Source organism: Paenibacillus aceti, assembly GCF_003614185.1.
GTDB lineage: Bacteria > Bacillota > Bacilli > Paenibacillales > Paenibacillaceae > Fontibacillus > Fontibacillus aceti.
Map to the genome: position 1 here is coordinate 2,310,889 of NZ_KZ987724.1, position 13,730 is coordinate 2,324,618.

11 protein-coding genes and 1 other annotated feature are annotated in these 13,730 nt (G+C 49.8%); of the genes, 2 read left to right on the forward strand and 9 right to left on the reverse strand.

Annotated elements, in window-relative coordinates; translation table 11 throughout:
* Positions 1–3 precede the first annotated feature (3 nt).
* The 4 genes from carA to pyrR all read right to left on the reverse strand — a co-directional run bounded on the left by carA (position 4) and on the right by pyrR (position 4,064).
* Positions 4–1,137 carry a glutamine-hydrolyzing carbamoyl-phosphate synthase small subunit gene (gene carA, locus BFJ94_RS10445; protein WP_120462621.1) on the reverse strand — a complete coding sequence of 378 codons (1,134 nt, stop codon included), beginning with the start codon at positions 1,135–1,137 and terminating at the stop codon, positions 4–6.
* Between the two features lie 95 nt (positions 1,138–1,232).
* Complete coding sequence (pyrC, locus tag BFJ94_RS10450) at positions 1,233–2,522, reverse strand: dihydroorotase (protein ID WP_120465180.1); 1,290 nt, start codon at positions 2,520–2,522, stop codon at positions 1,233–1,235.
* An 83-nt stretch (positions 2,523–2,605) separates the two neighbouring features.
* Complete coding sequence (locus tag BFJ94_RS10455) at positions 2,606–3,517, reverse strand: aspartate carbamoyltransferase catalytic subunit (RefSeq protein ID WP_120462622.1); 912 nt, start codon at positions 3,515–3,517, stop codon at positions 2,606–2,608.
* A 1-nt stretch (position 3,518) separates the two neighbouring features.
* Entirely contained in the window at positions 3,519–4,064 is a 546-nt protein-coding gene (gene pyrR, locus BFJ94_RS10460; RefSeq protein WP_120462623.1) for a bifunctional pyr operon transcriptional regulator/uracil phosphoribosyltransferase PyrR, read from the reverse strand.
* Between the two features lie 497 nt (positions 4,065–4,561).
* Here pyrR and BFJ94_RS10465 point away from each other — a divergent pair, with 497 nt between their 5' ends.
* Positions 4,562–5,518: an IS30 family transposase gene (locus BFJ94_RS10465; protein WP_120461597.1), complete on the forward strand. Its 957-nt coding sequence runs from the start codon at positions 4,562–4,564 to the stop codon at positions 5,516–5,518.
* A 117-nt stretch (positions 5,519–5,635) separates the two neighbouring features.
* Here the strand turns inward: BFJ94_RS10465 and BFJ94_RS10470 are convergent, their stop codons facing one another.
* The 3 genes from BFJ94_RS10470 to lspA all read right to left on the reverse strand — a co-directional run bounded on the left by BFJ94_RS10470 (position 5,636) and on the right by lspA (position 8,791).
* Positions 5,636–6,889 carry an LL-diaminopimelate aminotransferase gene (locus tag BFJ94_RS10470; RefSeq protein WP_120462624.1) on the reverse strand — a complete coding sequence of 418 codons (1,254 nt, stop codon included), beginning with the start codon at positions 6,887–6,889 and terminating at the stop codon, positions 5,636–5,638.
* 469 nt (positions 6,890–7,358) lie between these two features.
* Positions 7,359–8,303 carry an RluA family pseudouridine synthase gene (locus BFJ94_RS10475; protein ID WP_120462625.1) on the reverse strand — a complete coding sequence of 315 codons (945 nt, stop codon included), beginning with the start codon at positions 8,301–8,303 and terminating at the stop codon, positions 7,359–7,361.
* On the reverse strand, positions 8,300–8,791 hold the full coding sequence (gene lspA / locus BFJ94_RS10480) for a signal peptidase II (RefSeq protein ID WP_120462626.1): 492 nt from the start codon (positions 8,789–8,791) through the stop codon (positions 8,300–8,302). Before lspA ends, BFJ94_RS10475 begins: the two co-directional genes overlap by 4 nt.
* Positions 8,792–9,012: 221 nt before the next feature.
* Here lspA and BFJ94_RS10485 point away from each other — a divergent pair, with 221 nt between their 5' ends.
* Complete coding sequence (locus BFJ94_RS10485) at positions 9,013–9,744, forward strand: TraR/DksA C4-type zinc finger protein (protein ID WP_120465181.1); 732 nt, start codon at positions 9,013–9,015, stop codon at positions 9,742–9,744.
* Here the strand turns inward: BFJ94_RS10485 and BFJ94_RS10490 are convergent.
* Together BFJ94_RS10490 and ileS are read right to left on the reverse strand one after the other, a co-directional pair.
* Complete coding sequence (locus BFJ94_RS10490) at positions 9,731–10,039, reverse strand: DUF5665 domain-containing protein (RefSeq protein ID WP_120465182.1); 309 nt, start codon at positions 10,037–10,039, stop codon at positions 9,731–9,733. The genes BFJ94_RS10485 and BFJ94_RS10490 overlap by 14 nt on opposite strands.
* 258 nt (positions 10,040–10,297) lie before the next feature.
* Complete coding sequence (ileS, locus tag BFJ94_RS10495) at positions 10,298–13,390, reverse strand: isoleucine--tRNA ligase (RefSeq protein ID WP_120462627.1); 3,093 nt, start codon at positions 13,388–13,390, stop codon at positions 10,298–10,300.
* Between the two features lie 48 nt (positions 13,391–13,438).
* Positions 13,439–13,725: a binding site (T-box leader), on the reverse strand.
* Positions 13,726–13,730 lie beyond the last annotated feature (5 nt).

The following is a 13,730-nucleotide window of genomic DNA, read 5'->3' on the forward strand; positions in this document are numbered from 1 at the left end:
TCATTATTCCCCTTTCGTTGCAGCCATTAGCTCGATTTGACGTGGCTTTCGCGGATGCTGTTTTTTATTTTCCCGGATCATCTCAATGAATCGATCGAACAGATAACTGCTGTCCTGCGGCCCTGGAGCCGCCTCTGGATGGTACTGAACCGAGAAGGCCGGATAATGCTTATGTCTGACGCCTTCCACGGTCTTATCATTATTGTTGATATGGGTCACTTCCAGATCTGTAGCTGCGATAGATGCTTCATTTACCGTATAACCATGATTCTGTGAAGTGATGTAGCAACGCCCCGTAGCCAGCTCCTGGACTGGATGATTACCGCCGCGATGGCCGAATTTCAATTTCTCCGTATCAGCCCCGCACGCGAGCGACAGCAGCTGATGTCCGAGGCAAATTCCGAAGATCGGATATTCCCCGAGCAACTCAGAGATCATCTTGGCTGCATAAGGCACATCTTTAGGGTCGCCAGGGCCATTGGATAGTTGAATTCCATCCGGGTTAAGGCGGCGGATTTCCTCTGCCGTCGTGTCATGCGGCACGATGATAACATCGCAATCGCGCTTGTTCAGCTCACGCAGGATGCCGCTCTTCGCACCGAAGTCAACGAGCACGATCCGCTCTTTGGAGCCTGGGCTGCTGTACACATGCTGCGTCGAGGTTCTCGCCACCTGATTGCGCAGCTCATCGATGCTGGCGGCGGCTACCATCTCTTGCAGCTCCTCAACCGACTTCGAGGAGGTGGTGAGAATTCCCTTCATCGTTCCATAATGGCGGATAATCCGAGTCAACATCCGTGTATCGATATCTGTAATTCCAGGAATGCCATACTCCTTAAGCAAGTCACCCAGACTGCGCTCCGCCCTCCAATTGCTTGGTCTTGGCTCATACCTGCGCACGATGAAACCATGAATCGAAGGGGCAATCGCCTCGAAATCATCGCGTGATATTCCGTAATTGCCAATCAGCGGGTATGTCATGGTAACGATCTGTCCACAGTAGGAAGGATCAGACAATACCTCTTGATAACCTGTAATCCCTGTATTAAAAACGACTTCACCGGTTTTTTCTACTTCCGCGCCGAATGATTTTCCGGTAAACAGTGTGCCGTCTTCCAATAACAATCTTGCCTGCATCCTCTTTGCACTCCTTTTTTGTACACTTCTATGTTTCTCCAAGATCAATCCATCATTTAAATAAAGCTTCTATATCTCATAAAAAATTCCTTTTTTTAGGCTTCGCTCCATACTACCTTGCCGCCAACGATGGTAGCTGTCGGCCAGCCTTTCAGCTTCCAGTCCGTAAAGGGGGTATTACGACCCTTGGATGCGAAGGTCTCAGGATCAACGCTGCGCTCTTGCTCAAGATCGATGATCGTCAGGTCCGCAGGGACTCCAGCTTCCAGCTTGCCGCTGGCTAATCCGAACACCCGCGCTGGATCAGCTGTCATCCGACGGACGAGCAGATCCAGGCTCCATCGGCCTGTTTCTACGAATTTCGTATAGAGCAATGGGAAGGCTGTCTCGAATCCGACGATGCCGAACGGTGCCAGCTGCATGCCCTTCGCCTTCTCCTCAGCGCTATGTGGAGCATGGTCTGTAACTACGATATCGATCGTTCCATCCTCAAGCGCCTGAATACAAGCTTCAACATCACGCTTGGATCGCAGCGGAGGGTTCATCTTCCAGTTGGCGTCCAATCCAGGGATATCGTCTTCGGACAAGATCAAGTGGTGGGGACATACTTCTGCGGTGACATGAATGCCGATTTCCTTCGCTTGGCGGATGAGGCGGATCGACTGCTCTGTACTGACATGGCATACATGATAGTGAACGCCTGTAGCTTCAGCGAGCAGAATATCGCGTCCGACATGAATCGCCTCCGATTCATTCGGAATTCCCTTCAGGCCGTGCTTCCTGGCGAACTCGCCCTCGGCAACCGGAGCGCCTTCCACCAGGGAATTATCTTCACAGTGCGCGATAACCGGCATTCCCATGGAAGCGGCGATTCGCATCGCATCCTTCATCATTTGCGCGTTCTGTACGCCTACCCCATCATCCGTGAAACCGATCGCTCCCGCTTCCTTCAGAGCTGCGAAATCAGTCAATTCCCGGCCTAATTCACTCTTGGTAATGGCCGCATAAGGAAGTACATTTACCAACCCTGCTTCTCTGGCTTTCTCCTGAACAAGCTTCACCGTTTCAGGGTTATCCGTCACGGGTCTAGTATTCGGCATACAAGCGATCGTGGTGAATCCGCCCTTCGCCGCAGAGCGGGAGCCTGTCTCAATCGTCTCTTTATGTTCAAAGCCCGGTTCGCGCAGATGGACATGCATGTCGATGAAGCCTGGTGTCACCAGCTTTCCTGCAGCGTCGATGACCTTGCTCCCTGCAGCGATATCGACATCCAGATCTGCACCATCCTCCATTTTGTCGATTACACCGTTCTGCACATAGATCGTTTTATTTTCCAGTTGGCCGTTCTCGTTCAGTACCTTTGCATTACGAATAATGAGTTGCATGGAAGATCCACCGTCCTTATCATCATTAAAATTACCCTGATTGCCTATCATATTTCAGTTCGTATATTATGAATTAGTCCTCGTTACCGCATCGCTCTTTCCATCACAGCCATTCGAATCGGCACACCGTTCTGCATTTGCTTGAAAATTCTCGCCTGCGCATGCTCTACCACCGCGTCGTCGATCTCCACATTACGATTAACCGGAGCCGGATGCATAATGATCGTATGCGGGGCCAGTCTGCTCGCCCTCTCCTCCGTCAGACCGTATTGCTCGCGATACGCTTGCTTCGACTTGAACAATCCCCCGGAATGCCGTTCCAGCTGCACGCGCAGCATCATGACGACATCGGCGCAGAGCGCTTCTTCCATCGGAACATAAGAAGCGTATTCGGCTAAGTCCGACGCGCGCATATTCTCTGGTGCGCACAGCTTCACCTCAGCTCCGAATTTCTGCAATGCCCACAGATTGGAGCGTGCCACCCGGCTATGCTCGATGTCTCCGATAATCGAAACCTTGAGTCCTTTTAACTCTCCGAAATGTTGCTTCATCGTATATAAGTCCAGCAGCGCCTGGGTCGGATGCTCGTTATTGCCGTCCCCGGCATTCACCAGAGGGATCGATATTTGCTGAGCCAGCTGTGCGAGCACACCTATCGGCTTGAGGCGGATAACCCCCGCATCGATTCCCATCGATTCCAGAGTGCGAACCGTATCGTAGATCGATTCTCCCTTCTCTACACTGGAAGCAGCAGCCGCGAAGTTCAGTACCTCAGCGTTCAATCTTTTCTCTGCCATTTCAAAAGAGAAACGAGTTCGTGTGCTATTCTCAAAAAACATGTTAGCCACGAATTTATCTTTGAGTACAGGAACAACTTTATCTGTCTGACTGTCCCAGAACGCAGCCCGTTCCAGAATCGAATTAATCTCCGCCGCGCTTAAATCTTTTAATCCGAGCAAGCTGTGTTCCTTCAAAGCCGATACGGTCATCGTCATCTTAGCGTCCTCCCCGTTGCTGCAAAATTCTGACTTCGTCTCTTCCGTCATTCTCCTGCAAGAGAACCTCGATCTCTTCTGCCCTAGATGTCGGAACATTCTTGCCGATATAATCCGGACGAATCGGAAGCTCACGATGACCCCGGTCCGCCAGCACCGCTAATTGAATGGATTCAGGTCTTCCACAATCCATAATCGCGTCCATCGCTGCCCGAATCGTGCGGCCCGTATACAGAACATCATCAACGAGGATGACTACCTTACTATGAATGGGGACTGGAAAATTGGCCTTTTCAGTTCCTCTCTCCTCACTGGAACGATCATCCCGATAAGAGGTCACATCAAGCTCTACCCAAGGGATTGAAGCCCCTTCGATATTCTCCAGCCGCTCTGCCAGCCGCTTCGCCAGGTATACCCCGCGAGTCTTGATTCCGGCCAGCACACAGTTCTCGATGCCTTTATTTCGTTCAATAATCTCATGCGCTATTCTCGTTAGCGCCCGTCTGATCGCAGTTTCATCCATGATGATATGACTTTCTGCTTCCATCTCATTGCCTCCTCAGGATTAGATTATCCGGTTCCGTGAAAGGCGCATAAAAAAACTCCTTGCCTGATCAGGCAAGGAGTCTCTTAGCCACAGTTAATAACCATGACTGTCATAAGGATTCCGGGCATAATCACTATAGATAGTGTGCCCAGCTATCCCATTCACGTTACCTTGCCAGTCTCACGGGACTGAATTAAAGGTGCTATTTCGTTCATGTGAATTATGACAGATTGCATCTGCTGTGTCAAGACAACCAGCCTAAGTAATCACAGGTTTCGGGCAAGGAAATTCCTTACATGTCAGTTGAGGTGAGACTGGATAAATACCATGATCATTATAAATATACATTAATATAAATATTTATTCAATGATTTTATAATTGACGGATTGTAAAATGAAGTGCGACACCTGCTGGAAATAAATAAAAAAGAGCCCATGGCCGGATTCGTGTAGAATGAAAGTTCCTACACCCTACATTCACACAAGGAGAATCCACCATGAACTACACACATCTTAGCATAATCGAGCGCAGCAAGCTAGAAATCCTCCACCAGCAGGGGAAAAGTGCCAGAGCGATTGCCAGAGAGCTCGGCAGACATCATTCCACCATCAGCCGTGAACTGGAGCGTCACGAGGGTCAGGAGACCTATGGTGCACAGCGAGCCCAGGAGAGCTATACCCAGCGTCGTAAAACCTCGGTTCCCGAAGGCAAGTGGACGCCGGAGCTGGCTAGAGTCATCGAAGAGAAGCTTCAGGCCACCTGGTCTCCGGAGCAGATCACACAGCGGTTTCGGCAGGAGAAGCAAGCCATCGTATGCTTTAAAACGATCTATCGCTGGCTGTACGCGGGCCTGTTGTCCAAAGGCATCCTCACCGTTCTCAGACACAAAGGCAAGCGGCAGAAGCCTGCTGAGACGCGTGGCAAGTTTACCGTGGGCAAGTCTATCTCTCAGCGTCCCAAAGAGGTACGGTCTCGGGAAACGTTTGGTCATTGGGAACTCGATACGGTGGTCTCAGGCCGTGGGAAAAGCAAGGGCTGTGTAGCTACGTTCATTGAGCGTAAAACGCGCTTGTACAAAGCCATTCGGATGCCAGACCGCACAGCGTTGTCTATGGAGATCGCTTTTGGTGTAGTTGCTTCTGAGTATCCTATCGGAGCCTTTCAAACCGCTACAGCAGATCGTGGCAAGGAGTTTGCTTGCTACACCAATCTGGAGGCCACCCATAGCATACAGGTGTACTTTGCTGATCCGTATTCCTCCTGGCAACGAGGCTCCAATGAGAACGCCAACGGCCTCTTGCGAGAGTTTTTTCCCAAAGGAACGGACTTCGCTCAAGTTACGGACGAGGCTTTACACCATGCTCTTGATCTGATTAACCACAGACCACGAAAATGTCTGGGATGGAGAACCGCTCGCGAATCTTTTTCAGAGGAACTGTCGCACTTGCCTTGACAATCCGTCAATTAAAAAAGCCCCTCTAGAGGCGAGACACTGAAAACAAACCCTTCAGCATTCCGCCAGTCAACGGGACTTCACAAATATAAATTCAATTTTTACAATTTAGTTATTTTAGAATCGGAACTTCACTTCACTTAACCGTCGCTTGATTTCAGCGATCACAGCTTGTTCCTTCTCTATTCCATGTGCTTCAAAAGTAACCGAGAACCTTACATAATGCCCCGCATCATCCCAAGGTACCGTTGAAATTAGCTTCTCCCGAATTAAATACTGTGAGAAATCCTCCGCCGATACGAAGCTTCTGCCCCCCTCGATCCCTTTGGGGATCGCCACGTAGAGGAAGAAAGAGCCTTGCGGCTTCGTCGCTTTGAAGCCTAGCTCACTTAAGGCCCCGACCAACAGATCATGGCGCCTTGAATATTTGGCGGCGATCGCTTCCGTAATTTCCGGATGAGCCAGGCCATAGGCCGCCGCCTTCTGAATTGCGATGAATTGGCCTGAATCATTATTATCTTTCACATCGCTGAACGCCTTGACGATCAAGGAATTGCCAGCTACAAAACCGATCCGCCAGCCGGTCATATTATACGATTTCGAGAGCGAATGCAGCTCGACCCCCACATCCTTCGCTCCAGGAACGGACAGGAAGCTTAACGGTCGCACCCCATCATAAGTTAAGGCGGAGTAAGGTGCATCATGAATAACGATTACGTTATATTTGCGAGCCCAAGCGACCACTTCGGTGAAGAATTCTCTGGTGGCACATGCTCCGGTCGGATTATTAGGATAGTTCAAGTACAGCAGCTTCGCCTTTAAGGCAATATGTTCAGGAATTGAGGCTAAATCAGGCAAAAAATGATTCTCTTCCGTCAAAGCTACTGTATAAACGATCCCGCCCAAATATTGGGTATGCGTGCCGAGAACCGGATACCCCGGCACCGTCATAATGGTAATATCGCCGGGATTAATGAAGCAGGTTGGCAGCATTGCCAGCGCGGGCTTCGAACCGATGGAATGCACAATTTCCGTAGCCGGATCAATTCCATCCACTTGAAATACCTGCTGCAAATAATGAGCTGCCGCGACTTTAAATTCAGGGATGCCATTATCCGCATAGCCCCGGTTCTCCGGCTTGGCCGCTTCCTCGGCCAGCTTCGCAACGATATTGGCATCTGCCATATCATCCGGCTCCCCCACCCCCATATCGATCAAATCCAAGTCAGGGCGTTCCAGTCTAGCAGCAGCCTTGGCCCTTTTAATTTTTTCAAATTTATAAATAGCGGTATCTTTGCCGTAATTCGCTCCACCGATGCGATCTGCAAATTGCTGTTGTATATAAGTTTCTTGATATCGTTCCACACTCACTGTCTCCATCTCCTTATGAACATCTCATGCCGTATTTAGCAATATTACTATGCTGGAAAATGAGGCCGAAGAGAATGGACTAATCATTTGATCGTTTGTACTATTCGATTAGTGCCCGTAGACCGCCTGAAAACGTAGAACGCCAGTAGTAGCTAGCTGGCAACCTTATTGAAGTTTATTGAAGAACTCAAAACTGCAAATATGCAGGCTTTTCACCGAAAATCACCTGTTCTGAGGAAATTCCTGCATATACGCAGGCTTTAGCAGCTTTTTCTGAGAAATCGGGCTTGAACCGAGAAAATACCTGCATTTACGCAGGAATTTACCGTTTGAGGTCGGTAGGGGGAAGGAATTCCTGCATATTTGCAGGCTTTACCTGGTTCGAGGCCGCAAAAAAACAGCATCCACAGTCAGGCTACTCAAAACTTACTAAGCCCTTACTGTAAATGCTGCTGTCTGATATGTCTCATCACCGACTGCTTAACGATTGAAGCAACATCTCCATGTCCTCCGGCATCGGTGCCGTAAATTCGATATACTTTCCACTGGAAGGATGCACGAAGCCGAGCACGGCGGCATGAAGCGCCTGCCCGTCCATCTTGATGCCCTTGCTGCGACCGTACAAAGGATCACCGACGAGCGGATGACCGATAAATTTCATATGCACCCGGATTTGATGCGTACGCCCGGTCTCCAGCTTCAGTTCCACCAGCGTATAATCCCCAAATCGCTCGACCACATGGAAATGCGTTACCGCATGCTTGCTATTCTTCTCGATTACTGTGTACATCTTGCGATCATGAGGATCACGTCCAATCGGAGCATCGATCGTGCCTTGATCATGACTTAAGTTGCCATGCACGAGCGCATAATACTTGCGGGTTACCGAATGTTCCTTCAATTGGGCGGCTAAAGAAGCATGCGCCTTGTCATTCTTGGCAGCCATCAACAGGCCTGATGTATCCTTATCGATCCGATGCACAATCCCCGGGCGCAGCTCGCCGTTAATCCCCGACAAATCCTTGCAGTGAAACATCAGGGCATTGACCAATGTGCCAGAGCCATGTCCCGGAGCAGGATGCACGACCATGCCGCGCGGTTTATTGACGACGATGACATCCGCATCCTCATAATAAACATCAAGCGGTATATCCTCAGGGGTGATCTCTACTGATTCCGCCTCTGGAATCGTTAGTGTAACCTGATCCCCTGTACTTAATTTATAATTTGCTTTTACCGATTCTCCGTTCACAAGGATATGTCCATCCTCGATCCAGAGCTGGATCATGCTGCGGGAATACTCATCTCCAAGCTGATCCTTTACAAATTTATCGATCCTGTTCTTCTCAGCCGCTTCCCATTCGAAGCTCTGAGCCTCCGTATCGAATAACAAGTTGTCTTCATTCAAATTCATAGCTGTTCCTCGTGCTCCTGGCCTGTACTCTGCTTCTCTTTGCGAACTTCAAGCAAGGAGTCAAGTACAATCATAATAACTCCGATCACAATGCAGGAATCCGCCACATTAAAGATCGGAAACGTATACGTTCCAAAATTAAACTGCAAAAAGTCTACAACCTCTCCGCTAACTGCCCGGTCCAGAAAATTTCCGACTGCGCCGCCGAGGACGAGTGAGAGAGCGATAGACAGCATCTTTTTGCCGGTATGTTTGATTCTTTGCATATACCAGATAATACCTACCACCACGATCAAAGTAATCACGATAAAGAACCAGCGCTGCTCCTGCAGAATACCGAAGGCAGCTCCGCGATTACGACTTGACGTAATGAGGAAGAAGTTGCCGATCACTGGAATTTGCTCACCGATCACTAACTGAGTGGCGATTAAATACTTCGTACCTTGATCAATTAAAAACATGACCAATGCAATCAAAAAATAAATCACGCGGGAATTCACCTCATTCTTTCATTTCCCTGCTGATCATTACCGGCAGGATTCACCACATGCAAGACCTGTCTATTGTAGCATAGCGAGAGGAAACCCGTCCATGCACGAAAGGATTTTCCTTAGGTAAAACGTCATGGTATTGTGCAAAATAAACTGCAAGAGGTTGTTCAAAAGTCCGCTTATGGAGCATGGAGCAAATCCAGAAAGGAGCTTCTGATATGTCTCATCTATCCGCACAGCAATTATCTGAGCTAAAGGCTCAATTGAATCATTCCTTGCATGACATCCAGCATCGGCTCACTGACAATGAGCATTATGGACTGGAGGATTCACTGCGCGATACAACTAACGAGCTATCCACTGTGGACAATCATCCCGCTGACCTCGCAACAGAGGTGTATGAACGCGGCAAGGATCTGGCACTCATCGAGCATAATGAACTGCAACTAACTCGTATTGAAGCAGCTCTGCGAAAAATGGATGAAGGGAATTACGGAATCTGCGCCACTTGCGGCGAGCCGATCAGCTACGAGCGGCTCAATGCTATTCCGGAAACCGCCTATTGCAAGGAGCATAGCCCGCAGACTTTCCATTCGGTATCCCGTCCCGTCGAAGAGGAATTCCTGACGCCTCCATTCGGCCGAAGCAGCTTGGATGAGCATGAGTATAGCGGCTTTGACGGCGAAGATGCCTGGCAGATTGTCGAGAGCTTCGGCAGCTCCAATACACCAGCTATGGCTGAAGGTAGTGACATCTCCGATTATAACGATATGGAGATCGAAGCCTCCTCCGAGCTGGACGGATTCGTCGAGCCACTGGAGAGCTTCATCGCCACAGATATTTATGGCCAGAATGTCTCCTTCTTCCGCAGTAAACGCTGGAAGCAAGCGATGGACGACGGTGATTATGTGAATGATGATCAGCTGGAAGGCGGTCCTAATAAGTATTAAGCTCCAGCTGGCGTTGAACAATCCGGACAATATCCGCAATATAGTCGCCGATAATCGGCAAATTCAAGGCCCCTAACAGCTGTAAAACATAAATAATCGTCGCGGCAAAAAAGGTAAAACCGACGGCGATCCCAACTCCTCGGGCTGTGCCTGACAGAATATTAAGCCAGATGAGACGCCATGGGCGATTCAGCAGCTCGGTATATTCAGCAATCCGTGATCTCTCGAGCTGCTGCGTCCATTTTAAGGTTAAGCGATATAAATCACTGATTTGTTCCTCGGTTGTTTGCGGCATCGCCTCAGGCGGCTGAGCCGGTTCTCCGGATTCCGTAGTTCTCTCCGGGCTGACATGGGGCTTATTTTTACGCCGAATCATTCCGGGCACCTCCGTTAAACGTAAAAGAAACGAGCAGGGGTACTACCATGTAGTATCGGCGTGCCCAAGCTCGTTCTGTTTATTATTGCCTCCCAACTCCTGCTTCATCCAACCTTCTCGGTACTGAAAACCGAACTTTTCGGACCTTTACTGAACTGGGAAGTTCAAAATTCCTCTTTAAGCTTCGATGTGAACTCCAATGGTCTTCGCTCCAACCTCAACGTTCTCTGCGCCCTCAGGCTTGCCGAAGGAAACATCGGTGATCAGCACATTTTCGCGAAGCACATGCTCGAAGGCCTGGATCGCTGCCTTAAGCTCATCGTCGACATCCAGAGTCAAATGCACTCTCTTCTCGATCGGCAGATCAAGCTTCTTCCGTGTATCCTGTACAGCGCGGACGACTTCACGCACCCAGCCTTCCTGTTCCAGTTCAGGTGTAATATCCGTATTGAGCGCCACCGTTAATCCGTAGCCCGAAGCGGAGGCAAAGCCAGATTTAGCCTGTTTCTCTACCAGCAGCTCTTCAGAGATAATGTGCAACTCCTCACCCTCAGGCGAGATGATGTTCAGATAGCCGTCGTTGACGATTTGACGAGTGTCCTCCGCGGCCAGATTTTTCAGATGATTTTGCAGGAAGCCGATATTTTTACCGTATTTCTTACCAGCAACTCGCAGATTCATCTTCAATGTGAAATCAACAAAGCCACTATCGCTATGCTCTACCTCGATCTGCTTCACGTTGATCTCATCCTTGATGATCTCCTCGTATTCCGCCAGTGCGAAGTCGCGATCCATCGATACGATCAAGCTGGAGAGCGGCTGACGAGTCTTGATGCCCGTCTCATTACGGACATTGCGAGCCAGCTCAACGATCTGCCTCGCCGTCTCCATATCCTGCTCAAGCGCCTCGTCGATCATCGCTTCGTCGCAGACCGGATAATCCGCCAGATGAACGCTCTCTCCGCCACCGAGATTCGTGAAGATATCCTCGGCAAGCATCGGTGTAAATGGAGCCATCAGCCTGGATAAGGTCAAGAGCACATGGGTCAAGGTCTGATAAGCCGACAGCTTATCTTCGCCGAGTCCGCTGCCCCAGAAACGATCGCGGGAACGACGGATATACCAGTTGCTAAGCTCATCGATGAAGTTCTCGATCGCTTTGGACGTATTCACGAAGTCATTCACAGCCACACCTTTATCCACCAGGCGGATCAGGCTGTTCAGACGCGACAGAATCCAGCGATCCAGCTTATTGCTGGAAGGACGGTAAGCATGTTCTTCCGGCTTGTAGCCATCGATTCCCGCATATAGCGTCAGGAAAGCGTGGGTGTTGACAAGCGTATCCACTACTTTTGATTTTGCCTCTGCCACAATCCCCTTGGAGAAGCGCTTATTGTTCCATGGCGCACTGTCCGACAATAATGACCAGCGGAAAGCATCCGTTCCGAGCTCATTGATGATCTCCCAAGGATCAACGACATTGCCCTTGGATTTCGACATCTTCAAGCCGTTCTCGTCCAGTACAAGCCCGGTGGCAATTACCGATTTATAAGGGGCCTTCCCGGTGAAGAGCGTCGATACCGCGAGCAAGCTGTAGAACCAGCCACGCGTCTGGTCGATTCCTTCGCAGATCATATCCGCCGGGAATTGGCTTGCGAACGTCTCTTCGTTCTCAAATGGATAATGATGCTGTGCAAATGGCATCGAGCCGCTATCGAACCAGACGTCGATCACTTCTGAGGTACGCTCCATGACGCCGCCTGTACAATGTGGACAGCTTACCTTGACTTCATCTACATAAGGCTTGTGGAGCTCCAGGTCCTCGCTAACTTCTCCAACCGCATGAGTACGCAGTTCAGCCAGACTATGCGGAGCAAATTGCCCGCCGCAATCCGGACATACCCAGACATTCAGCGGTGTCCCCCAGTAACGGTTACGGCTGATATTCCAATCGACCAATTCCTCGAGGAATTTACCGAAGCGGCCGTCCCGGATATGCTCTGGATACCATTGCACCGTATTGTTATTAGCGATCAACTGATCTTTGACCGCCGTCGTCTCAATGAACCAGCTCTCCATCGCATAATAGAGCAATGGGGATTTACAGCGCCAGCAGAATGGATAGCTATGCTCATATTTCTCCTTGCTGTAGAGCAGGCCTTTCTCAGCCAGGGCTTTGACGATGTCCACATCGCAATCTTTAACGAAGCTCCCGGCGAAGTCGCTGACGGCGTCTGTATAACGACCTTGACCGTTCACTACGCTGACGAAGCTGATGCCATGCTCACGGCAAGTACGATAGTCATCTTCCCCGTGGGCCGGAGCCATATGGACGATCCCTGTACCACTAGTATCTGTTACATACGAGGCACCAACAATGACATTTATCTTATCCGCCTTAATATAAGAGAATGGCGGAGTATAGGTTTTTCCGACCAGCTCGCTGCCCTTCAGGCTAGATTCAATGCTGTAATCGCCCTTCATTACGTTCTCTACCAGGTTCTTGGCGACGATATATACGCCGTCCTCCTGCTTCACCCGCACATATTCCATCTCTGGATTAACCGCCAGAGCGACGTGGGCCGGCAATGTCCACGGCGTAGTCGTCCATGCCAGAACATATTCGCCGCTGTCATCCAGCTTGAACTTGGCCGTCGCACTAAGATCCTTCACATCCTCATAGCCCTGCGCTACTTCATGCGAGCTGAGCGTCGTCTGGCAGCATGGGCAGTAAGGGCTAACCCGGTGACCGCGATACAGCAAGCCTTTATCATGAATTGTCGCGAGGATATTCCACACGCTCTCGATGTAACTATTCTCCAGCGTAATGTATGGATCATCCAGATCGGTCCAATAAGCGATCGCTTCGGTGAATTCACGCCACTGCTTTTCATAGCCGAACACGCTGTCCTTACACTTCTTCACGAATTCCTCTACGCCGTACTTTTCAATTTCCTGCTTGCCTGAGATTCCCAGTTCCTTCTCAACACCGAGTTCTACCGGCAATCCATGTGTATCCCAGCCCGCTTTACGAACGACGCGATACCCCTTCATCGTCTGATATCTGCCGATAAAGTCTTTGATGACCCGTCCCAGCACATGTCCGATATGCGGCAGACCATTCGCCGTTGGCGGACCTTCGAACAGAACATAATTCGGCCGTCCGGCCCGATTCTCCATACTCCGTTTAAACGTATTCTCTTGCGTCCACTTGTTCAAGATGCGCAAATCTCGATTTCGCGCTCCTTCTTTGACATCTACTTTTTGCATAATATAGCTTCTTCCCTTCTTCATGGAAAATAAAAAAAGCCCCATCCCAAAAGGGACGAGACTCTTGCTCGCGTTACCACCCTCGTTCCAATATCGCTACCGCCTATTACGAATTTCTTCCTGCGAATAGCCATATGGCACTCTGCTCCATACACTCATATGGGTTCGGTATAACGGCCGACTGCCGGCAAAGGCTTACTTGTTCGTCAAATGAAATTTCAGCCTTGCTTCTCCGGGATGATCTTCCGCTTGCGGCTTGAACATTGGCTCTCAGCAGGATGCCAACTCTCTGCAGATCAAATTCGCAACGTACTTGTTCCCATCATCAAATATCAGATTT